This window comes from Brevundimonas sp. Leaf168, assembly GCF_001423685.1.
Taxonomy (GTDB): domain Bacteria; phylum Pseudomonadota; class Alphaproteobacteria; order Caulobacterales; family Caulobacteraceae; genus Brevundimonas; species Brevundimonas vesicularis_C.
Genome location: NZ_LMOY01000001.1, coordinates 685818 through 706249 on the forward strand (window position 1 = coordinate 685818; position 20432 = coordinate 706249).

General features: G+C 67.2%; 21 protein-coding genes. 9 read left to right on the forward strand and 12 right to left on the reverse strand.

Annotated elements, in window-relative coordinates; all coding sequences use genetic code 11:
• The first annotated feature begins 23 nt into the window (after positions 1 to 23).
• From ASF81_RS03405 to rsmD, 3 genes are read left to right on the forward strand one after another with little or no spacing between them, the layout of a single operon-like run.
• Positions 24 to 434 carry a GFA family protein gene (locus ASF81_RS03405; protein ID WP_235559198.1) on the forward strand — a complete coding sequence of 137 codons (411 nt, stop codon included), beginning with the start codon at positions 24 to 26 and terminating at the stop codon, positions 432 to 434.
• Positions 435 to 462: 28 nt separating this feature from the next.
• Positions 463 to 1107 (forward strand): TMEM175 family protein, encoded by a 645-nt coding sequence (locus tag ASF81_RS03410; RefSeq protein ID WP_162237569.1) that lies wholly within the window; start codon positions 463 to 465, stop codon positions 1105 to 1107.
• A complete protein-coding gene (gene rsmD / locus ASF81_RS03415; protein ID WP_055804707.1) occupies positions 1107 to 1682 on the forward strand; it encodes a 16S rRNA (guanine(966)-N(2))-methyltransferase RsmD in 576 nt (191 codons plus the stop codon). Before ASF81_RS03410 ends, rsmD begins: the two co-directional genes overlap by 1 nt.
• A gap of 37 nt (positions 1683 to 1719) precedes the next feature.
• On the opposite strand, the gene ASF81_RS03420 is transcribed toward rsmD, so the two are convergent.
• The 5 genes from ASF81_RS03420 to topA form a co-directional block, all read right to left on the reverse strand.
• Positions 1720 to 2172, reverse strand: a complete 453-nt coding sequence (locus ASF81_RS03420; RefSeq protein ID WP_055804710.1) for a low molecular weight protein-tyrosine-phosphatase — start codon at positions 2170 to 2172, stop codon at positions 1720 to 1722.
• A gap of 236 nt (positions 2173 to 2408) precedes the next feature.
• Positions 2409 to 3047, reverse strand: a complete 639-nt coding sequence (locus ASF81_RS03425) for an FRG domain-containing protein (RefSeq protein ID WP_082503408.1) — start codon at positions 3045 to 3047, stop codon at positions 2409 to 2411.
• Complete coding sequence (locus ASF81_RS03430) at positions 2975 to 3538, reverse strand: hypothetical protein (protein WP_055804718.1); 564 nt, start codon at positions 3536 to 3538, stop codon at positions 2975 to 2977. Before ASF81_RS03430 ends, ASF81_RS03425 begins: the two co-directional genes overlap by 73 nt.
• A 163-nt stretch (positions 3539 to 3701) precedes the next feature.
• Positions 3702 to 5606, reverse strand: a complete 1905-nt coding sequence (mutL, locus tag ASF81_RS03435) for a DNA mismatch repair endonuclease MutL (RefSeq protein WP_055804721.1) — start codon at positions 5604 to 5606, stop codon at positions 3702 to 3704.
• Positions 5607 to 5690: 84 nt separating this feature from the next.
• Positions 5691 to 8315 carry a type I DNA topoisomerase gene (topA, locus tag ASF81_RS03440; RefSeq protein WP_055804726.1) on the reverse strand — a complete coding sequence of 875 codons (2625 nt, stop codon included), beginning with the start codon at positions 8313 to 8315 and terminating at the stop codon, positions 5691 to 5693.
• A 138-nt stretch (positions 8316 to 8453) separates the two neighbouring features.
• Between topA and ASF81_RS03445 the strand changes: the two genes are divergently transcribed.
• Positions 8454 to 8648, forward strand: coding sequence for a hypothetical protein (locus tag ASF81_RS03445; RefSeq protein WP_156363121.1), 195 nt, complete (start codon positions 8454 to 8456; stop codon positions 8646 to 8648).
• On the opposite strand, the gene dprA is transcribed toward ASF81_RS03445, so the two are convergent.
• Positions 8645 to 9718 (reverse strand): DNA-processing protein DprA, encoded by a 1074-nt coding sequence (dprA, locus tag ASF81_RS03450; protein ID WP_055804733.1) that lies wholly within the window; start codon positions 9716 to 9718, stop codon positions 8645 to 8647. The two genes, ASF81_RS03445 and dprA, sit on opposite strands and share 4 nt — an antisense overlap.
• A complete protein-coding gene (gene plsY, locus ASF81_RS03455) occupies positions 9715 to 10353 on the reverse strand; it encodes a glycerol-3-phosphate 1-O-acyltransferase PlsY (RefSeq protein ID WP_055804737.1) in 639 nt (212 codons plus the stop codon). The genes dprA and plsY overlap by 4 nt, the downstream gene beginning before the upstream one ends.
• Positions 10354 to 10481: 128 nt before the next feature.
• On the opposite strand from plsY, the gene ASF81_RS03460 reads away from it, so the two are divergent.
• On the forward strand, positions 10482 to 11414 hold the full coding sequence (locus tag ASF81_RS03460; protein ID WP_055804740.1) for a glycerophosphodiester phosphodiesterase family protein: 933 nt from the start codon (positions 10482 to 10484) through the stop codon (positions 11412 to 11414).
• A gap of 8 nt (positions 11415 to 11422) precedes the next feature.
• Here ASF81_RS03460 and pyrC read toward each other — a convergent pair whose 3' ends face one another.
• The 4 genes from pyrC to ruvX are packed head-to-tail and all read right to left on the reverse strand — an operon-like array spanning position 11423 to position 15116.
• A complete protein-coding gene (gene pyrC / locus ASF81_RS03465) occupies positions 11423 to 12697 on the reverse strand; it encodes a dihydroorotase (RefSeq protein ID WP_055804743.1) in 1275 nt (424 codons plus the stop codon).
• Complete coding sequence (locus ASF81_RS03470) at positions 12694 to 13677, reverse strand: aspartate carbamoyltransferase catalytic subunit (protein WP_055804746.1); 984 nt, start codon at positions 13675 to 13677, stop codon at positions 12694 to 12696. Before ASF81_RS03470 ends, pyrC begins: the two co-directional genes overlap by 4 nt.
• Before the next feature lie 39 nt (positions 13678 to 13716).
• Positions 13717 to 14640 (reverse strand): AEC family transporter, encoded by a 924-nt coding sequence (locus tag ASF81_RS03475; RefSeq protein WP_055804750.1) that lies wholly within the window; start codon positions 14638 to 14640, stop codon positions 13717 to 13719.
• Positions 14637 to 15116, reverse strand: a complete 480-nt coding sequence (ruvX, locus tag ASF81_RS03480) for a Holliday junction resolvase RuvX (RefSeq protein WP_055804753.1) — start codon at positions 15114 to 15116, stop codon at positions 14637 to 14639. Before ruvX ends, ASF81_RS03475 begins: the two co-directional genes overlap by 4 nt.
• Positions 15117 to 15189: 73 nt before the next feature.
• Here ruvX and ASF81_RS03485 point away from each other — a divergent pair, with 73 nt between their 5' ends.
• The 4 genes from ASF81_RS03485 to gatB all read left to right on the forward strand — a co-directional run bounded on the left by ASF81_RS03485 (position 15190) and on the right by gatB (position 19095).
• On the forward strand, positions 15190 to 15735 hold the full coding sequence (locus ASF81_RS03485; protein ID WP_156363122.1) for a hypothetical protein: 546 nt from the start codon (positions 15190 to 15192) through the stop codon (positions 15733 to 15735).
• A gap of 95 nt (positions 15736 to 15830) precedes the next feature.
• On the forward strand, positions 15831 to 16118 hold the full coding sequence (gene gatC / locus ASF81_RS03490) for an Asp-tRNA(Asn)/Glu-tRNA(Gln) amidotransferase subunit GatC (protein WP_017506483.1): 288 nt from the start codon (positions 15831 to 15833) through the stop codon (positions 16116 to 16118).
• Positions 16119 to 16120: 2 nt separating this feature from the next.
• A complete protein-coding gene (gatA, locus tag ASF81_RS03495; protein ID WP_055804759.1) occupies positions 16121 to 17599 on the forward strand; it encodes an Asp-tRNA(Asn)/Glu-tRNA(Gln) amidotransferase subunit GatA in 1479 nt (492 codons plus the stop codon).
• A 2-nt stretch (positions 17600 to 17601) separates the two neighbouring features.
• Complete coding sequence (gene gatB, locus ASF81_RS03500) at positions 17602 to 19095, forward strand: Asp-tRNA(Asn)/Glu-tRNA(Gln) amidotransferase subunit GatB (RefSeq protein WP_055804762.1); 1494 nt, start codon at positions 17602 to 17604, stop codon at positions 19093 to 19095.
• A gap of 122 nt (positions 19096 to 19217) precedes the next feature.
• Here the strand turns inward: gatB and ASF81_RS15355 are convergent, their stop codons facing one another.
• Positions 19218 to 20312, reverse strand: coding sequence for an RcnB family protein (locus ASF81_RS15355; protein WP_235559200.1), 1095 nt, complete (start codon positions 20310 to 20312; stop codon positions 19218 to 19220).
• Between the last annotated feature and the right edge of the window lie 120 nt (positions 20313 to 20432).

Genomic DNA, 20432 nt, shown 5'->3' on the forward strand with positions numbered 1-20432 from the left:
GGATCGCCGCCGGGGACTGAGCGATGACGATTTCGACCGGGCGGTGCCTGTGCGGCGCCGTCACCTTCACCGCGACACCGAACGGCGGGATGCACGCCTGCCATTGCCCGACCTGTCGGCGGCAGTCCGGCGGCATCCTGTTCAGCGTGGACTGCGGCGACAGCGTCGCGGTCACGGGCGAGGTGGCGACCTATGTGTCGTCCGAATGGGCGACGCGGCAGTTCTGCCCCGCCTGCGGGACCGGCCTGTTCTGGCGCTCGAACGATGGAGCGATCACCATGGTCTCGGCCCAGGCGTTCGATGATCCGTCGGTCTTCGCCCTGGAAGACGAGTTCTGCATCGAGAGCAAGCCGGCGACCTATGCGCTGGCGGGCGAACGGCCGCGCCTGACGACGGATGAGCTATGGGCGCAGTTCGCGCCGCAGCAGGACTGACTACCAGGGTGCGACAGGGGGAATGGCGATGACGACGACGACAGCGGACCTGAGCCCGGCGAAGGGCGATCACAGCCTGGAACGGCTGCTGCTGTTCTCGGACGGGGTGTTCGCCATCGCCATCACCCTGCTGGCGATCGAACTGCATGTGCCCGAAGGCTGGAACGGACAGTGGGCCAGCCTGTGGGCCGAGCGGTGGCCGATGTTCACCGCCTTTGCGCTGAGCTTCGCCATCATCGGCGTCTTCTGGAACACGCATCGGCGAGTGTTCGCCCGCATGATCGGCTTCAGCAACGGGGTCATGATCTTCAACATGCTGGCGCTGGCCGGGGTGGTGCTGATGCCGTTCGCCACGACCCTGCTCTACGAACAGCCGCGCAACGGCGAGGGGGCGTGGATCTATCTGAGCCTGGTGGCCCTGGTCGGGGTGATGCACGCCGGCGCCTATGGCTGGGCCGCCTTTGTGACCGATGCGATCCTGCCGCGGCCGCATTGGGCGGTGCGCGCCACGGTGGTCGTGACCCATGCCCTGATGCCGGGACTGGCCTGCGCGCTGAGTTTCTTCCTGATGGCGCGGGGCGTGGGGCTGCTGGCGGCCGTGACGGCGCTGGCGCTGGGCCTGCTCATCGCCGGCCGGGTGTGGGTCGGACGCCGCTTTGGCGGAGCCGCCTGATGCGGATCGTCGCCGGAAGCCTGAAGGGCCGGGCCATCGTCGCGCCGGAGGGGCAGGGCACGCGCCCGACCTCGGACCGTGCGCGCCAGGCCGTGTTCAACGTGCTGGAACACGCCGCCTGGGGCGAGAGCCTGCAGGGCCTGCGGGTCATCGACCTGTACGCCGGTTCGGGCGCCCTGGGGTTCGAGGCGGTCAGCCGGGGGGCGGGCTTCTGCCTGTTCGTCGAGACGGACGACGGGGCGCGCGGCGCGATCCGCGAGAACGCCGACGCCTATGGGCTGATGGGACGCACGCGGGTGCATCGCAGGAGCGCGACGGACCTGGGCGCCAGGCCCGGCCCGATCGCCGAGGCGTTCGACCTGGCGTTTCTGGACCCGCCCTATGGCAAGGGGCTGGGGGAGCAGACGCTGGCGCGGCTGATCGAGGGAAGCTGGCTCAAGCCCGGCGCCCTGGTGGTGTTCGAGCGCGGGTCGGACGAGCCGGAGATCGACACCCCTGGCTATCAACGGCTGGACGCGCGCGACTATGGCGCAGCCAGGGTGCTGTTCCTGAAGGTTTCGCCGACAGCAGAGTGAGGCGACGCTGCCCGTCTCCCAACGGGAGAGGGGAGGGTTACAGTTTGGCGACCAGGCCGCGCGCGGCCGCCGTCACCTCGGCCCAGGTGATCTCGAAGCCGGCGTCGTCGCCGAAATAGGGATCGGCGACGGCCTGACCCTCGCGGCCGGGGACGTGGTCGAGCAGCAGGCTGAGCTCGGCGGTCGCATCGTCGGGCCGCAGGCGGCGCAGGTTTTTCAGGTTCTCATGGTCCAGGGCGATGACATGGGTGAAGCGGCGAAAGTCCGCCTGCGTCACCTGCCGCGCCTTCAACCCCGAAATCTCGACCCCATGCCGCCGCGCCGTCGCCTGCGCCCGTGGGTCCGGCGCCTCGCCCGCATGCCAGTCCCCGGTCCCAGCGGAATCAACGATCAGGTCGAGGTGCAGCCGCTCCGCCTCGGCGCGCAGGGCGGCCTCGGCGAGCGGGGAGCGACAGATGTTGCCGAGGCAGACGAAGAGGATGGAGGGCATGCGGGGGAAGCTTCGCGAAGTGGTACGTTGCGGGATATCATGTCGTACTGCCGGTCATCTCCACGCAGTTGAACTACCCATCAAGGTGACACCCGGATAGCTATCCTAGAGGGATTTTAGAGGGTCAGGTCAGTGGGGAAAGGCTAAATAAGCTGGTGGCGTGCGCATTGCTGGCTGTGCCTCGCCTTCGACTTGGCTGATGAACCCTGATCGTCGTCTGATATTTAACCCGCCGATCAGTCTCCGAAATGTTTGTAGCGCAGCACCCGACAAGAGCCGTCAAGACCCGGCATCATCGCACCTGCCTGAATGCCCATGATCATCAGATCGTCCATTGCCTCCTTCCGGTCGGTCACCGGAATGTCGAAGGCGTGGAGGTAGGTCTTACCGCGCGTGACGTGAATGGTTTCGAAGAATGCCTCTATGTCATCGACGTTCGTTAGAGCCGCCAAAGCCTGTTGAGGGACAGCCCTCGGGTTGCCCGTGTTGCGGGGCTTCATGATCGAGAAATGTGGTTTCGCGAATGCTATGGTGAACCGCTGCTTTTCGTCGAGCATCCACTGAAGGTCGAAGGCGAAAATGCGGACACACCCTTTCGTTTCGTGGCGTGGGATTGAGGCGAACGCGAAGTAGGCAGCCACGAACGGCGATTCTGTCCAGTCCAATAGCGGCGTCGGATAACCGTGGTGTTGGAGCAGGCTATAGAAGGCACCGACATCATCCGGGTCCTTCAGATCGAACGACAGATTGTGTTGTCCGCTCAGAAAATTGTGGACCTCACTGATCGCCAATTCCCTATAAGCTAGAAGCGTCTTGCGGTTCGTCCGGTGAAATGTCGTCCGTAGTTTGTCGGGCCTAGACTGACCCCGGTAGATGAAACTCGACTGTCCTCAAACATCTTAGCACGGAAGTTTTTCCAACTGATCCGCCGCGCCTTGAGCTTCGATTTCGGGCTGGCGTCGCCATTCACCAGTGTCGCCTGACCGAACAGATGTTCCGTCCTTAGGGTAATAGTCGCTGTCCCATCAGGATGGAGATCAAACGCTAGGTCTGCGAACTCTGCGATGTAGGAATTCGGGAAGTATTTCTCGACGTCCTTCGGTGGGAATAGGAAGCCGGTGTTCGGATCGACGCCTGAAACGGGTATCTGCACCATTTCGAAGTGGGTTGCTCCCGCGTCCATCGAAATAGCGACGGCTCCTGAAGCGATTTCGTCTGAATCTGGGTAAAAATAGGCCAACCCAGAAAGACGATTATCACCGACCTTATGTTCTAACTCGATGGCGAGCCACGCTTCACCGTCGTCAGTCGTGAGGCGACCTAGCCACTGGCCATCGTAACGAGGGGTCTTCGATTTGATCGTCATCCCGCGATGATAAGCTTGGCCGGATCAAACGAAAACCCCGGCCCATATTAGAGCCAGGGATTACAGAGAACCTCCCGTTTCAGCGTCGAAAAGCTAGCATGTGTGACTACTTAAACGACTAACCACAGCGGCGGTTTATGGCGTCAGTACTTCCTTTTTCGCCTCACCGTCTCCCGAACAGCTTCTCCAGATCGTGCAGCTTCAGCTCCACATAGGTCGGGCGGCCGTGGTTGCATTGGCCGGAGTGGGGGGTGGCTTCCATCTGGCGCAGCAGGGCGTTCATCTCGGGGGCCGAGAGGACGCGGCCTGAGCGGACGCTGCCGTGGCAGGCCATGGTGCCGCAGATGGCGGCGAGGCGTTCCTTGAGCGACAGGGCCTGGCCGTGTTCGGACAGATCGTCGGCGATGTCGCGGATCAGGCCCTGAACATCCGTATCGCCCAGCATGGCCGGGGTCTCGCGCACCAGGACGGCGCCGGCGCCGAAGGCCTCGACGATCAGGCCCATCTCGGCCAGTTCCTCGGCCCGCCCGGCGACGCGTTCGGCCTCGGCGGGGTCCAGATCGACCACCTCGGGCGTCAGCAGGGCCTGGCGGGTCACGGCCCCCTCGGCCATCTGGGCCTTCATCCGCTCATAGACCAGCCGCTCGTGCGCCGCGTGCTGATCGACGATGACCAAACCATCTCGGGTCTGGGCGACGATATAGTTGGCGTGGAGCTGACCGCGCGCGGCGCCCAGGGGGTAGTCGAGGGGATCGGGGGGGGCGGGGTGAAGAGTGAGTCGTGAGTCTTGAGCGGACGGATCGCTCGCGGTCGGCTGTTGGGGCCATGACGGGCCGTCCCACGACGGTTCGACGCGGGCGCTGCGTTCGTTGAGGCCGGGCAGGATCTGGGCCGCGGCGGCGGGCTGGGACCAGCCGGTCCAGCCGCTGAAGCCTTGCGCCGACGGTGAGCCGGGGCTGTAGGCGGGGCCGGATGCGACGCCGGTGTGGGGCTGGAAACCCGCCTGAAAACTGGACAGGGCGTCGGCGGCGACGGTTGTGCTGGCGCGGTGGCCGGCGGCGTGGAGCGCGTGGCGCAGGGCGCCGACGATCAGGCCGCGCACCAGGGCCGGATCGCGGAACCGGACCTCGGCCTTGGCCGGGTGGACGTTGACGTCGACATAGAGCGGATCGATGTCGAGGAAGAGGACAGCGGCCGGATGCCGATCGCGCGCCAGGAAATCGGCGTAGGCGCCGCGCAGGGCGCCTTGCAGCAGCCGGTCCTTCACCGGGCGGCCGTTGACGAACAGATACTGATGCGCCGCATTGCCGCGCGAATAGGTCGGCAGGCCGGCATAGCCCGACAGGCGCACGCCGTCGCGCTCCTGATCGATCAGCAGGGCGTTGGCCTCGAAGTCGCGACCCAGCAGGGCGGACAGCCGCTTCAGACGGCCTTCGTCGCCCGGATGTTCGGCGGGCAGGCGCAGGGTGACCTTGCCGTCCAGCGACAGGGTGAAGGCGACGGCCTCGTGCGCCATGGCCTGGCGCTTGATCTCCTCCGAGATGGCCATGGCCTCGGATCGCTCGGACTTCATGAACTTGAGCCGGGCGGGGGTGGCGTAGAAGAGGTCGCGCACCTCGACCCGCGCGCCGTGCGGGCCGGGGAAGGGGGCGGGGGCCAGGGGACGGGTCTCGCCGCCCTCGACCGTGATGGCCCAGGCGTCGGTTTCGTCACGCGAGCGGGTGGTGATCGACAGGCGGGCGACCGAGCCGATGGAGGGCAGGGCCTCGCCCCGGAAGCCCAGGGTGTGGATGCGCAGCAGGTCCACGTCGCCGGCGTCGTCCGGCTCAAGCTTTGACGTGGCGTGGCGTTCGATGGCCAGCGGCAGTTCCTCGCGCGGAATGCCCTTGCCGTCGTCGGCGATCAGGATGCGCGACAGGCCGCCGCCGTCGGCCTGGATCTCGATGTTGCGACCGCCGGCGTCCAAGGCGTTCTCCACCAGTTCCTTGATGGCGCTGGCCGGCCGCTCGACCACCTCGCCGGCGGCGATGCGGTTGACGGTTTCGGGGGAAAGGCGGCGGATGGGCATGAGCAGGCGAAGATAGGGCGCGGGGGGGATTCGCGCCATGAGGCTTCGTCTCCTCCCTACGCCGCGGGGAGGAGACGTTGAGCGTCAGTCTTCGGTCTTGGACTTGGCGGCCTTCTTCGCCGGAGCCTTCTTGGCGGCCGGTTTCTTGGCGGCGGGCTTTTTCGGGGCGGCGGCCTTCTTGGCGGGCGCTTTCTTCTTGGGCGCGGCGCCGGCCTTGGCGGCCAGAAGAGGCAGCGCGTCTTCCAGGGTCAGGTCTTCGGGCGCCGTGCCCTTCGGCAGGGTGGCGTTGATCTTGCCGGACTTGACGTAGGGGCCGAAGCGACCGGCCATGACGTGGATCGGCTCGCCCGTTTCCGGGTGCGCGCCCAGATCCTTGAGCGGGGCTGTCGCCGCGCCGCGACCGGGACGACCGGCGCGCTTCTCGGCCAGCAGGGCCACGGCGCGGTTCAGACCGACCTCGAACACCTCGTCGATGTCCGAGACATTGGCGTAGGTCCCGGCGTGCAGGACGAACGGGCCATAACGACCCAGGCCCGCCGTGATCATCTTGCCGTCCTCGGGGTGGACCCCGACCTCGCGCGGCAGGGCCAGCAGGCGCAGGGCCTGGTCCAGCGTCAGGGAGGCCGGCGACCAGCCCTTGGGCAGGGACGAGCGTTTGGGCTTGTCGCCCTCGGGCGGCGTGATCTCGACGTAGGGGCCGAAACGGCCGATCTTCAGCTGGACCGGCTGGCCCGTCTCCGGATCGACGCCCAGTTCGCGGTCGCCGCTCTCGGCCGAGCCGTCCTCAGCCGACGGGCTGGCGACGGGCCGGGTGTATTTGCACTCGGGATAGCGATCGCAGCCGATGAAGGCGCCGAAGCGGCTGGTCTTCAGGCTGAGCTGGCCCTGGCGGCACAGGGGGCACTCGCGCGGGTCGGTCCCGTCGCCCTTGTCCGGGAAGATGTGGGCGCCCAGGCTTTCGTTCAGGGCGTCCAGAATGGCGGTGGTGCGCAGTTCGCCGGCGGCTTGCGTCGCGGCGTGGAAGTCCTGCCAGAAGTTGCGCAGCAGCACCTTCCAGTCCAGCTGACCGGCCGAGACCTCGTCGAGCTGGGTCTCCAGCGCGGCGGTGAAGTCGTATTCGACCCACTTTCTGAAGAACTGCTCCAGGAAGGCCGTGACCAGCCGTCCCTTGTCCTCGGGATAGAAGCGGTTCTTGTCGACGCGGACGTATTCGCGGTCGCGCAGGGTCGACAGGGTCGAGGCGTAGGTCGAGGGGCGGCCGATGCCCAGCTCTTCCAGCTTCTTGACCAGGGTGGCTTCCGAATAGCGCGGGGGCGGTTCGGTGAAATGCTGATCGGTGCGGATGGCGTCGACCTTGGCCTTGGCGCCTTCCTTCAGGGCGGGCAGGCGGCTGGTGTCGTCGCTCTCGTCGTCTTCGGCGCCCTTCTGCTTTTCGTCGCGGCCTTCCTCATAGACGGCGAGGAAGCCGTCGAAGGTGACGACCTGGCCGGTGGCGCGCAGACCGGTCTGGCCGTCGGCAGTCTCGATGTCGACGGTGGTGCGGTCCATCCGGGCCGCCTCCATCTGCGAGGCGACCATCCGCTTCCAGATCAGTTCATACAGGCGCTGAAGATCGGATTCGAGGCGCAGGCTGTCGGGATGGCGAGCGATGTTGGTCGGCCGGATCGCTTCGTGCGCTTCCTGAGCATTCTTGGCCTTGGTCTTGTAATAGCGCGGTTCTTGCGGGACGAAGGCCGGGCCGAACGCCTGGCTGATGACCTCGCGCGCCTGGGCGATGCCCTCGGGCGTGGTCTGGACGCCGTCGGTCCGCATATAGGTGATCAGGCCGCCGGTCTCGTCGACGCCCTCATACAGTTTCTGCGCCGCCTGCATGGTGCGCTGGGCCGAGAAGCCGAGCTTGCGCGCCGCCTCCTGCTGCAGGGTCGAGGTGGTGAAGGGCGGGGCCGGATTGCGGCGGACGGGCTTCTTCTCAACCGCGTTGATGGTGAAGTCGCCGGCGGCGATGGCCGCGCGGGCGGCGGAAGCCGTGGCCTCGTCGTTGATGTCCAGACGCTTGATGCGCTTGCCGGCGTGCTTGACCAGGCGGGCGGTGAAGGGCGGGCTGTCGGCGTTCAGGTCGGCCTCGATGGACCAGTATTCCTGAGCCTTGAACTTCTCGATCTCCATCTCGCGATCGACGACGATGCGCAGCGCCACGGATTGGACGCGTCCGGCCGAGCGCGCGCCGGGCAGCTTGCGCCACAGGACCGGCGAGAGGGTGAAACCGACGAGGTAGTCCAGCGCGCGGCGAGCCAGATAGGCCTCGACCAGCTCCATGTCGATCTGGCGCGGATTGGCCATGGCCTCGAGCACGGCGGACTTGGTGATGGCGTTGAAGGTGACGCGTTCGACGTGGGTGTCCTTCAGCGCCTTTTTCTTGTTCAGCACTTCAAGCACGTGCCAGCTGATGGCTTCCCCCTCGCGGTCGGGGTCGGTCGCCAGGATGACGCGGTCGGCGCGCTTGGCGGCCTCGGCGATTTCGGACAGGCGTTTGGCGCCCTTGGCGTCGGCCTCCCAATGCATGGAGAAGTCGTCGTCAGGCAGGACCGAGCCATCCTTGGACGGCAGATCACGGACGTGGCCGTACGAGGCCAGGACCTCATAGTCCGAGCCCAGATACTTATTGATGGTCTTGGCCTTTGCGGGGCTCTCGACGATGACGAGGTTCATAATGGTCCGGTCTCGGGAAGGGGCGCGAACGTGGTTGGAGCGGAGCCGTGAGTCAATCGCACCTGTCGTCTTACACCCTAGAGTAGTTGCGTTTTAATACGGCCCGGTTAGATTGTGGCCCTGACAACGGAGACGATCATGGCGACGGCGCAACCTCAATCGGCCTTCGAAACGGACCGCCAGGCGCATATCGAAGCGGCGGCCTTTCCGACGCGGGAATATATCGGCGCCATGGCGCTGGAAATGGCGCGGCTGGCGCGGGACGAGGGCGACGTGCGGCTGGCTGGCTTGCTGGAACAGGCTGCGGGCGTTGCGGGTCATCCGCAGGCCTAGAGCGAAGCTAGGCCGCCGGGCAGCAGGTCGGCGCGGCCGGTCAGGCTGAGCTCCAGCAGGGCGGCGGCGACCTGGGACACCGGAGCGTTTAGGGCGCGGGCGATCTCGTCTCGCGGGGTGGGTGTCGGCGACAGCAGGGCGGCGACGCGGTCGAGGAAGGCGTCGTCGATGTCGCCGTCGAATCGCATCGGATCGGCGGGTGGCTCGCGCAGGGTGCGCAGGGTGTTGAAGGCGCGGTCGATGTCCTCGATCCCCTCGCACAGGATGGCGCCCTGGCGCAGCAGTTCGTTCGGACCGCGCGCGCGGGGATCCAGAGGCGATCCGGGCACGGCGAAGACATCGCGGCCCTGTTCGGCGGCGAGACGGGCGGTGATCAGGGAACCGGACCGGACCTCGGCTTCAACAACCACCACCCCGCGTGACAGGCCGGAGATGATGCGGTTGCGGCGCGGGAAGTCGCGCGCTTGGGCACGGTCGCCGACCTGACTTTCGGAGACGACGCAGCCTTGTTCGATCAGGCGAGCGTAGAGGTCGGCGTGTTCGGACGGATAGATGTCGTTCACCCCGCCGCCCAGGACCGCGACAGTCCCGGTCGCCAAGGCGCCTTCGTGAGCGGCGGCGTCGATGCCGCGCGCCATGCCTGAGACGACGACATGACCAGCCTGACCGAGTTGCTGCGCCAGACCGCGTGCGATCCGCTGACCGCCCGCCGAGGCGATGCGGGCGCCGACGATGGCGACCGAGGGCTGGTTCAGCAGATCGACGCGACCGCGCGTCCACAAAATCGGCGGCGGCGGATCGAGCGCCGCCAGCATTTCGGGATAGTCGGAATCGCCCAGCACCAGCAGGCGGGCGCCGATGGCGTCACCGGCGGCGATCTCGCGTTCGACCGTCTCGATGGGCGGCGGAACAGAGGCGGAGCCGGATTTGCGCACCAGATCGGGAAGGGCGTCCAGCGCATTGAGGGCCGAGCCGTAGCGGCCGATCAGTTGGCTGAAGGCGACGGGGCCGATTCGGTCGGTGCGGGCGAGCCGCAGCCGGGCGAAGCGTTCCGCCGGGTCCAGGCTCACGCCTTCCTTGCCCCGATGCGCGGTTCCGCGCCCTTCAGCAGCCGGGCGATGTTCTGGTGATGTCGAACCCAGATCAGAACGGCGGCGAACACGGTCAGGGCGAGGATGGGCAGGCTGACCGGCAGGCCGACGACGGCGAGCGGCAGAAACGCCAGCAGCGGCGCGGTCGCCGATGAAATGAGCGCCGCCAGCGACGAATAGCGGAACAGGAAGGCGCAGAGCAGCCAGACCGCCCCCGCCATCAGGCCCAGCGGCCAGGCGGCGGCCAGCAGCAGGCCGTAGAAGGTGGCGACGCCCTTGCCGCCCTTGAAGCCCAGCCAGATGGGAAACAGGTGTCCCAGGAAGGCCGCGCCGCCGGCGATGGCGCCGGCCAGTTCGCTGCCGAACAGATGACGGGCGATCAGCAGGGCGACCGCACCCTTGCCCGCGTCCAGCAGCAGGGTGGCCAGGGCCAGATCCTTGCGGCCGGTGCGAAGGACATTGGTCGCGCCGATATTGCCCGAGCCGATGTTGCGCACATCGCCGGCGCCGGCTGCACGTGTGATCACCACGCCGAAGGGAATCGAGCCGAGCAGATAGCCGCCCAGCGCCACCAGCGCCAAGGTCCCGAGAGCCGGGGCCACTAGATCCTGCACGTTGATTCGCTCCCCGCGTGTCGTTGCGGCAAAATGCGTCGCGGGGCGGTCGGGAGCAAGGGCGATCCGACCTCTTGACCCGATGATCGGCGCAGCGTTTGGTCCGCGCGTCTTTCCGGAGCCGATCCATGACCCGTATTTCCGCCGCCGCCGCGACCCTGCTGCTGCTTTCGACGACAGGTTGCGTGGGTGCGCCGCCGATGGCGTCTGCGCCGTCATCGGGTCCGGCCTTGGCGGCTTATTTCGACTGCGTGCGGGACGGCGGCGTGGCGATCTCGGCGCACCGGGCGGTTTCGGCGCTGGACCAACCCGAGAATTCCATCGCCGCCATCGAGGCGACAGGCCGAGCGATCCCCAATGCGATCCTGGAACTGGACGCTGTCCTGACCAAGGACCGGCAATTGGTTCTGATGCACGACGACACCATGGACCGGACGACCACGGGGCGCGGGCGGGTCGCGGACCTGACGCTGGCCCAGGTGAAACAGGCGCGGCTAAAGGCGTCGGACGGTGCCCTGACGCGCGCCGCGCCGCCGACGCTGGGCGAGGCGCTCGACGCCGCCGGACGCGTGGGGGCCATCGCCAGCATCGACCTGAAACCCGCGGACGGCGAGACCACGGTCGATCTGGCGCGAGCGGTGATCGATCAGGTCCGCCAGTCGCGGGCCGGAAACCGGGTGATCCTGATCACCTATAATGACGCCGATGCGCGGGCGGTGGCGGCCATGGCGCCGGAGATGATGATCTCAGCCGGGCTAAGCGGTGTGGAGGATCTGAGTGGGCTTGACCCGGCGCAGATCCTGGCCTGGACCGGCACGCGCGAGGAGCGTCCGGCGCTGTGGCGCGCCCTGCGCGAGGCCGGCGTCGAGGTTCAGTTCGGCACCCTGGGCGCCGAGGGCGTGCGCCGCGACGACCGCTACGCCGCCGACGGGGACGTTTCGGAATACCGCGATCTGGTGCGCCAGGGCGTCACCGTGATCGCCACCGACACGCCGCTGACCGTCAAGTCGGTGCTGGACGCCGAGGTGGCCAAGGCCGCGACGTGCGCGCGACCGCGCTGATCTGAGCCTTAGAAGACCTTGCCACCGCCCACCCAAGTTCCGATCAGCTTGCCCTGAAGTCGGCGGCCGTCGAACGGGGAGTTCTTGGATTTGGAGTGAAGGGCGTCGGCGTCGATGATGACCGGCGCGCCGGCGTCAAACAGGATGACGTCGGCAGGGGCGCCCTCGGCCAGGACGCCCGCGTCGAGGCCGAGCAGGGCGGCGGGCCCCTGGGTCAGGGGACGCAGCACGTCGAGCAGGTCCAGACCGTCTTCGTGATGCAGGGTCAGGGCGGCGGGCAGCAAAGTCTCCAAGCCGATCGCGCCCGGCGCGGCCTCGGCGAAGGGACGGCGCTTGTCCTCGGCAGGGGCCGGGGCGTGGGCGGAGGTGATGACGTCGATCAGGCCTTCGCGCACGGCTTCGATCAGGGCTTGGCGATCAGCCTCGGAGCGCAGGGGTGGATCCAGCCGGTAGAAGGTGCGGTAATCGCCGATGTCCACCTCGTTGAAGCAAAGGTGATTGATCGAGACGCTGACGGCGACCTCCAGCCCCTTGGCGCGGGCGCGGGCCAGGGTGTCCAGCGCGCCCTCGGTCGAAATCTGATCCACCAGGAACCGCGCGCCGGTCTGTTCGACCAGGGCCAGGTCGCGCTCCAGCCCGATCCGCTCGGCCATGGCAGGGCTGCCGGACAGACCGAGGCGCGTGGCCAGTTCGCCGGAGGCAGCGACCGCGCCTTCGGTCAGCCAGGGGTCGGCCGGGCGGCAGGCGATCAGGGCGTTGAAGGCTGCGGCGTAGCTCATCACCCGTTGCAGGGTGCGGCTGTTGACGATGACCTTGTCGCCGTCGGTGAAATACAGGGCGCCCGCCTCGTCCATCAGGCCGATCTCGGCCATGCGCTGGCCGTCCAGAGCCTTGGTCGCGGCGCCGGCGGCGCGGACGTTGACGAGGTTCAGGGCCGCGCCGCGCCGCTGGATGAAGTCGATCATCGCCGGGTCGTCGACGGCGGGATCGGTGTCGGGCTGGACCACGATGGTCGTCACGCCCCCGGCGGCGGCGGCCAGGCTGGCGGACTTAAGCGTCTCCTTGGGCTCGGCGCCGGGTTCGCCGGTCTTGACACGAATGTCGATCAGGCCGGGCGCGAGGCACAGGCCGTCGGCGTCGATGATCTGATCCGCCGCCAGGTCCGGCGTCGGGCCGTGGATCACGCGGCTGATGCGACCGTCCTGGATCAGCAGGCCGCCTGGGCCGTCGTAGTCGGACGCGGGGTCCAGCAGACGGGCGTTGATGATGGCGACAGTGGTCATCGGGCGTCTCCCCAACGGACGGAGAGGGACGCCAACACGGCCATGCGGGCGGCGACGCCCATCTCGACCTGATCCTGGATCAGCGAGACGTCCAGGTTGTCGGCCACGTCGGAATCGATCTCGACGCCGCGGTTCATGGGCCCGGGGTGCATGACCCGGGCGCCGGGGTTGGCCCAGGCCAGCTTCTCGCGATCCAGGCCCCAGAAGCGGAAATATTCGCGGGTCGAGGGGACCAAGGCGCCGGCCATCCGCTCCAGCTGAAGCCGCAGCATCATGACTACGTCGCAGCCCTTCAGACCCTCGCGCATGTCATGGAAGACCTCACAGCCCCAGCGGTCGGCGTCGCCGGGCACCAGGGTCGGCGGGCCGATCAGGCGCACCCGCGCGCCCATCATCTGAAGCAGGGCGACGTTGGAGCGGGCCACGCGGCTGTGAGTGATGTCGCCGCAGATGGCGACGGTCAGGCTGGTCACATCGCCGAAGGCGCGGCGCATGGACAGCAGATCCAGCAGAGCCTGGGTGGGGTGTTCGTGGCGGCCGTCACCGGCGTTGACGACGGCGCAGCCGACCTTCTGGCTCAGCAGTTCGGCCGCGCCCGAGGCCGAATGACGGATGACCAGGATGTCGGGCTTCATGGCGTTCAGGGTGACCGCCGTGTCGATCAGGGTTTCGCCCTTCTTCACCGAGGAGGAGGCGACCGGCATGGTGACGACGTCCGCGCCCAACCGCTTGGCGGCGATCGCGAAAGAGGATGAGGTGCGGGTCGAGTTCTCGAAGAACAGGTTCACGACCGTGCGGCCGTGCAGCAGGTCCAGCGCCTTGGACGACTGGCGATTGAAATCGACGAAGGCGTCGCCGAGGTCCAGCAACTGCGGCGTCACATACGGATCGAGGTCCGATGCGGCCAGGAAGTGCGGTTTGGGGAACGGAACCAGCCGGTCGCGGATGGTCTGATCGGTGACTTGAGCGGGCTGGGTCATCGAGACGCGGCTATAGGCGTGACTCGCCCTGAACGCCAGTCAGGTGAAGTGGAACAGGGCCAGCAGGATGGGAATGACCACGGCGCTGCCCACCGTGGTCAGGGCGATGACGCCAGCAATCAGCGGCGCGTCGCCGCCCATCTGACGCGCCAAGATGTAGGAGGCGGCCGAGCCGGGCGCGGCGCCGCAGATCAGGGCGATGCCCTGCGCCAGGCTGTCGCCGCCCAACATCCAGGCGATGAACCACATCAGCGGCGGCATGACCCCTAGCTTGACCAGGCTGACGGCGGCGATGGTGGTGCGGCGTCGTTTGACCTCGGCGAAGGACAGACCCGCCCCGGCGACGATCAGGCCCAAGGGCAGGGCGGCGGCGCCCAGCAGGTCCATCGCATCCGACAGGCCAGGGATCAGCGGCACGCGCAACAGGTTAAGCGCCAGGCCGATTAGGCAGGCCAGCAGGATCGGATTGGCCAGCATCGACTTGATCAGGCCGACGACCGACGGCTCGCGCCGCAGCGAACCCCATTTCGCCAGCACGGCGACGCAGGCGATGTTGGTGACGGGAATGATGAAGGCGATGGCGACCGCGGCCAGCGCCGTGCCTTCCGAACCATAGACCGACTGGATCACCGGCACGAAGACGAAGCTGTTCCAACGTATCACGCCCTGAAAGACGCTGGTGTAAGCCGGGCCGTCCAGGGTAATCAGGGGCTTGGACGCCAGGGTCGCCGCCGCCACGATCAAGGTCGCGCCCACCGCCGCAGCACCCGCCACGGTCGCGCCGCCGCCGGCGAGGTCGGCGTGCCAGATCGCGGGGATCAAGAAGCTGGGGTAGAAGATGTTGATCGACAGCTTCTCGATCGGCCGCCACGCCTCGTCGGGCAGGAAGCCGGACTTTCGCAAGCCATAGCCCAGGGCGATCATCAGAAAGACCGGCAGGACGCCGGCGATCAGGGCCGTCAAACCCGGGTCGCCTGGTCCCGAACCCGATCCAGCGCCCCTTGCAGGATCCAGGCGGCGGCGGTGCGGTCCACGACCTGGGCGCGGCGTTTGCGGTTCAGGTCCAGATCCTCGATCAGGAAACGCTCGACGGCGCTGGTGGACAGCCGCTCGTCCCAGAAGGCGATGTTGACGGGCCTCAGCCGCTCCAAGTTGCGGGCGAAGGCGCGGCACGACTGGGCGCGCGGGCCTTCCGTGCCGTCCATGTTAGCGGGCAGGCCGATGACCAGGGCCGAAACCTTGCGATGCGCCATCAGCTTGAACAGGTGTTCGGCTTCCTGCGTGAACTTTGACTTGCGGACCAGCTCCAGCGGCGAGGCGATCAGGCGAGTGGAATCCGACACGGCGACGCCGATGGTCTTCTCACCCAGATCCAACCCCATCCACGGCGTGTCGGGCGGGCAGGCGGCGGGCAGGTCGAGGAGGTCGAGGACGGGCACGGCCTGCGGTTAGGACTGGCGCGGGCCGAAGTCAAAGGCGATGGTGAAGACGATCGACACGAAGGACGATGACATGCGCATAGCGACAGCGGCGATGACGGCTTTTGGGCTTGTGCTGAGTGGGTGCGGACAGTCCGACGCGCCGGCGAAGAGCCCGACCGCGCAGGATACTCAGACCGCGGCAGCCGCGCCGACGCCGAGCGCGATCACGCGTGCGGCCCGGCCACCGACCACCAAGCCGGTCGGGCCTGCCGAACGGCGCACCGCAGCTACTCGCGAAGAGATCGGCACGGCGGCCGACGTGTCGCAGTTGCAGGCCCTGCCGGACCAGAACGCCAAGGTCTTCAGTCTGTCGGGAGGCGACCCGGCGGTGAATGGTCTGGTGACCTATTTCGCCCTGTTCGGCGGCCCGGCCGAAGGCTGGCGCGCCTATCCTTTGGGCGACTACGCCGAATGGAAGGTCGTCGAGGCGAGGGCTGGGCGCGTGGTCCTGGCGGTGCGTCAGGATACGGCGGGGCCGAACGGCGATATCCTGAAGGTGGAGCGCACCGTGCAGATCGACTTCCCGCCAAGCGGCGAGACGCCGCCGGATGCCGTGTCCGTCAGCACATCGGAGTAAGATCACGCCTGACGACGGGCGGCTGATCCTTGTGAATCCCAAAGCGGGCGGCTAATCCGACCGCTTCGTTTTCATTTTGTGTGTTGGAGGGCCGCATGGCCATCGACGCTGCGACGGTGCGCAAGGTTGCGCATCTCGCCCGCATCAAGACCCCCGAGGACCGGCTGGAGCCGCTGGCGCAGGAGCTGAACGGCATCCTGGCCTGGATCGAGCAGTTGGATCAGGTGGATGTCGAAGGCGTGGAGCCGATGACCTCGAACGTCGCCCAGCCGCTGCGCCTACGCGAGGACGTCGTCACCGACGGCGCCAAGGTCGATGCGGTCCTGTCGAATGCGCCCAAGTCGGCGGACGGCTTCTTCGTCGTGCCCAAGGTGGTCGAATAGTCATGAGCGATCTGACCAAACTGACCCTGAAGGGCGCCGTCGACGGGCTGAAGGCCAAGGACTTCACCTCGGCCGAAATCACCCAGGCCTTCCTGACCAATATCGAGGCCGCGAACCCGACGCTGAACGCCTATGTCGCGGTGACGGCGGACAAGGCCATGGACATGGCGCGCGCGTCCGACGCCCGCATCGCCGCCGGCCAGGGCGGGGCGCTGGAAGGCGCGCCGCTGGGGATCAAGGACCTGTTCTGCACCGAGGGCGTGCAGACGACGGCCGGCTCCAACATGCTGCGGGGGTTCGTACCGCCGTATGAATCGACCGTGACCGCCAATTTGTGGCGCGACGGGGCGGTGATGCTGGGCAAGCTGAACATGGACGAGTTCGCCATGGGCTCGTCCAACGAGACCTCGGCCTTTGGTCCGGTGAAGAACCCGTGGAAATCAACCGGCGCGAATGCCGAGCTGACGCCGGGCGGTTCGTCGGGCGGTTCGGCCTCGGCCGTCGCGGCGGACCTGTGCCTGGCCGCCACCGCATCGGACACCGGCGGCTCGATCCGCCAGCCCGCCGCCTTCACCGGCACGGTCGGGATCAAGCCCACCTATGGCCGCGCCAGCCGCTTCGGCATGGTGGCCTTCGCCTCGTCGCTGGACCAGGCCGGGCCGATCACCAAGACGGTGGAGGACGCGGCCCTGCTGCTGCAATCCATGTGCTCGTTCGACGCCAAGGATTCGACCAGCCTGGACATTCCGACGCCGGATTGGACCCAGTCGGTCGGCAAGTCGGTCAAGGGGCTGCGTATCGGCGTGCCGCGCGAATATGTCGTGGACGGAATGCCGGCCGAAATTCAGGCCCTGTGGGATCAGGGCGTGGCATGGCTGAAGGACGCTGGCTGCGAGATCGTCGAGATCAGCCTGCCGCACACCAAATACGCCCTGCCGACCTACTATATCGTGGCGCCGGCCGAGGCGTCGTCGAACCTGGCCCGTTATGACGGGATGCGGTTCGGGCACCGGGCGGAGGATTTCAAGTCGCTGGACGACTTGTATGCGACCTCGCGCGCTGAGGGCTTCGGCAAGGAGGTCCAGCGTCGCCTGACCATCGGCGCCTATGTGCTGTCGGCCGGCTTCTACGACGCCTACTACGTCAAGGCGCTGAAGGTGCGTCGCCGCATCGCCGAGGACTTCGACAATGTCTGGGGTCAGGTGGACGCCATCCTGACGCCATCGACGCCGTCGGCTGCGTTTGCGCTGGGCGACAAGCAGATCGATCCGCTGACCATGTATCTGAACGACGTCTTCACGGTGACGACCAATCTGGCCGGCCTGCCCGGCATTTCGGTGCCGGCGGGCGTGGACGCCGGCGGCCTGCCGCTGGGTCTGCAGGTCATCGGCAAGGCGCTGGACGAGGCGACGGTCTTCCAGGTCGGCGCCGCGCTGGAACGGGCGGCGGGCTTCACGGCCAAGCCGGGCATGTGGTGGTGAGCATGAGCGACAATACCAAGACCATCAAAGGCCGCACCGGCGATTGGGAAATCGTCATGGGGCTGGAAATCCACGCTCAGGTGGCGTCGAAGGCCAAGCTGTTCTCCGGGGCCGCCGTCGGCTTCGGCGCGGGGCCGAACGAGCAGGTGTCGCTGGTCGATGCGGGCTTTCCAGGGATGCTGCCGACGCTGAACAAACACTGCGTCGAACAGGCGGTGAAGACGGGCCTGGGCCTGCGCGCGCAGATCAACCGCCGCAGCCAGTTCGATCGCAAGAACTACTTCTATCCCGATCTGCCGACCGGCTATCAGATCAGCCAGCTCTATTACCCCATAGTGGGTGAAGGCGTGGTCGAGGTGGAGGCCGAGGACGGCAGCTTCTTCAACGTCGGCATCGAGCGGCTGCACCTGGAGCAGGATGCGGGCAAGCTGATCCACGACCTGTCGCCGACCGAAAGCTACGTCGACCTGAACCGAGCCGGCACGGCGCTGATGGAGATCGTCTCGCGTCCCGACCTGCGCACGCCGGACGAGGCGGTGGCCTATGTGAAGAAGATCCGGACCATCCTGATCTATCTGGGCACCTGCGACGGCGACATGGAGAAGGGCAATCTGCGGGCCGATGTGAACGTGTCGGTTTGCCGGGCCGGAAACTACGACAAGTTCAAAGAGACGGGCGACTTCAGCTATCTAGGGACGCGCTGCGAGATCAAGAACGTCAACAGCTTCCGCTTCATTTCTCAGGCGATCCAGTATGAGGCGCGCCGCCAGATCGAAATTCTGGAGGACGGCGGTTCGATCACCCAGGAGACGCGCCTGTACGACCCGACAGCCGGCGAGACGCGCTCGATGCGGTCCAAGGAAGAGGCGCAGGACTATCGTTACTTCCCGGATCCCGACCTGCTGCCGCTGGACCTGGAAGAGGCCTGGATCGCCGAGATCAAGGCGTCACTGCCCGAGCTGCCGGACGACAAGCGCAAGCGTCTGATGGCCGACTATGGCCTGTCGCAATACGACGCCATCGTGCTGATCTCGGAACAGGCCAAGGCCGACTATTTCGAAGCCGCCGCCAAGGGCCGCGACGCCAAGCTGGTGTCGAACTGGGTCACCAACGAGGTTTCGGCGCGCCTGGGCGCCGAGGGCAAGGACTTCAGCCAGAACCCGCTGCCGGCGGCGCACGTCGCGCAGCTGGTGGAGTTGATCGAGACGAACGTCATCTCGTCCAAGATCGCCAAGGAGGTCTTCGATCACGTCTGGAACGGCGAAGGCTCGCCGGCCGAGGTGGTCGAGAAGCACGGCCTGAAACAGGTCACGGACACCGGCGCCATCGAAAGGGCCGTGGACGAGATCATCGCCGCCAACCCGGACAAGACGGCAGCCGTGGCTGAAAAGCCCCAGGCCATCGGCTGGTTCGTAGGTCAGGTCATGAAGGCCACGGGCGGCAAGGCCAATCCGGCGGCGGTCAACGACATCCTGAAGGCCAAGCTGGGGCTCTGATGCTTGGGGGCTGCGGCTCCCAAACCCCCGGCTTGTCGCTAATGCTCGCGACGCGGTCGCTCGCTGCTTGAGCGACAAACTGCACGATAAAGGCCCGGAGATTGCTCTCCGGGCCTTTGTTCTTACCAGCGCCAGGCGTCGCGGATGACGTCGATGATGTAGCCGTCGTATTCGTCGATCAGATACAGGGTGTTATCGACCGAGACCCAGCGTGTGCCCTCCGGCGGATAGCCTAGGCCGTAGGTGCGCCAGTCGTTCAGTTGATAGCGCCAGAAGACGTCCGGCAGATACTGGCCGACCGACCACGACCGGCCCCAGTAGGAGCGCGGCACGCTGTAGTAGCCCCAGCCCGGCGCGAAGTAGAAGCCGGCGCGCACGCCGTTGTAAGCCCTGAAGCGCCGATCATTGCGCCACCAGTCCGAGCGGTGGCTGCGATAGAAGTCGCGCCGCCATTGATCGCCGTTGAAGCGCTGGCGGAACTCGCGGTGCTGACGGTCGCGGTCACGACCGTTGTTCCAGCCCGAGCCCGGACGGTCGGGACGGTTCCAGCCGTTTCCGGGACGGTCGGGGCGTTGACCGCCCGCATTTGGGCGGTCGGGCCGATCGGGTCGGTTCCAGCCGCCTTCGGGTCGGTCTGGACGTTGGCCGCCGGTGTTCGGACGATCAGGACGGTTCCAGCCGCCTTCGGGTCGGTCCGGACGTTGTCCGCCGGTGTTGGGGCGATCAGGCCGGTTCCATCCGCCTTCGGGGCGGTTCGGACGTTGGCCGCCGGTGTTGGGGCGATCAGGCCGGTTCCATCCGCCTTCGGGCCGGTCGGGACGCTGGCCGGCGGCGTTGGGGCGATCGGGCCGGTTCCATCCGCCTTCGGGCCGGTCGGGACGCTGGCCGCCGGTATTCGGACGATCGGGTCGGTTCCAGCCGCCCTCGGGACGATCCGGACGTTGGCCGCCTGCATTGGGCCGTTCGCCACCCGACGGGCGCTCGGGACGAGGCGTATCGTTTGCGGGGCGGCTGGGACGTTCGGGGCGAGGTTCGCGCGGTCCGTCTTCACGACCCATTTGCGGGCGCTCGGGCCGGTTCATGCCGCGGGCGCGCCCTTCGCGCTGAGGCCGTTCCTGCTGAGCTTGGTCCTGCTCCTGGGCGAGGGCCTGCATCGGGACTGCAAGCGGGCCGGCGACGGCGGCGATGGCGGTGAAAGCCATCAGGAGGCGTTTCATGGTTTTTGGTTCCTGCACGCCGGGTCTCCGGCGGCTTGAGGCAATCATCGATCCGTGGCGATGAACCCAGGCTGAACACTGTTCGCAATCAAGGGGCTGTCCGAAAAAGCAAAACCCCGC

Excerpts from the sequence above, each read along its gene's own strand:
- mutL (WP_055804721.1), bottom strand. The coding sequence starts at position 5,606 with ATGCCCATCCGCCGCCTTTCCCCCGAAACCGTCAACCGCATCGCCGCC.
- ASF81_RS03410 (WP_162237569.1), top strand. The coding sequence starts at position 463 with ATGACGACGACGACAGCGGACCTGAGCCCGGCGAAGGGCGATCACAGC.
- ASF81_RS03420 (WP_055804710.1), bottom strand. The coding sequence starts at position 2,172 with ATGCCCTCCATCCTCTTCGTCTGCCTCGGCAACATCTGTCGCTCCCCG.
- ASF81_RS03460 (WP_055804740.1), top strand. The coding sequence starts at position 10,482 with ATGACCCGTATTTCCGCCGCCGCCGCGACCCTGCTGCTGCTTTCGACG.
- ASF81_RS03430 (WP_055804718.1), bottom strand. The coding sequence starts at position 3,538 with ATGACGATCAAATCGAAGACCCCTCGTTACGATGGCCAGTGGCTAGGT.
- gatC (WP_017506483.1), top strand. The coding sequence starts at position 15,831 with ATGGCCATCGACGCTGCGACGGTGCGCAAGGTTGCGCATCTCGCCCGC.
- ASF81_RS15355 (WP_235559200.1), bottom strand. The coding sequence starts at position 20,312 with ATGAAACGCCTCCTGATGGCTTTCACCGCCATCGCCGCCGTCGCCGGC.
- gatA (WP_055804759.1), top strand. The coding sequence starts at position 16,121 with ATGAGCGATCTGACCAAACTGACCCTGAAGGGCGCCGTCGACGGGCTG.
- rsmD (WP_055804707.1), top strand. The coding sequence starts at position 1,107 with ATGCGGATCGTCGCCGGAAGCCTGAAGGGCCGGGCCATCGTCGCGCCG.
- ASF81_RS03485 (WP_156363122.1), top strand. The coding sequence starts at position 15,190 with ATGCGCATAGCGACAGCGGCGATGACGGCTTTTGGGCTTGTGCTGAGT.
- pyrC (WP_055804743.1), bottom strand. The coding sequence starts at position 12,697 with ATGACCACTGTCGCCATCATCAACGCCCGTCTGCTGGACCCCGCGTCC.
- ASF81_RS03470 (WP_055804746.1), bottom strand. The coding sequence starts at position 13,677 with ATGACCCAGCCCGCTCAAGTCACCGATCAGACCATCCGCGACCGGCTG.
- ASF81_RS03445 (WP_156363121.1), top strand. The coding sequence starts at position 8,454 with ATGGCGACGGCGCAACCTCAATCGGCCTTCGAAACGGACCGCCAGGCG.
- ASF81_RS03405 (WP_235559198.1), top strand. The coding sequence starts at position 24 with ATGACGATTTCGACCGGGCGGTGCCTGTGCGGCGCCGTCACCTTCACC.
- topA (WP_055804726.1), bottom strand. The coding sequence starts at position 8,315 with ATGAACCTCGTCATCGTCGAGAGCCCCGCAAAGGCCAAGACCATCAAT.
- gatB (WP_055804762.1), top strand. The coding sequence starts at position 17,602 with ATGAGCGACAATACCAAGACCATCAAAGGCCGCACCGGCGATTGGGAA.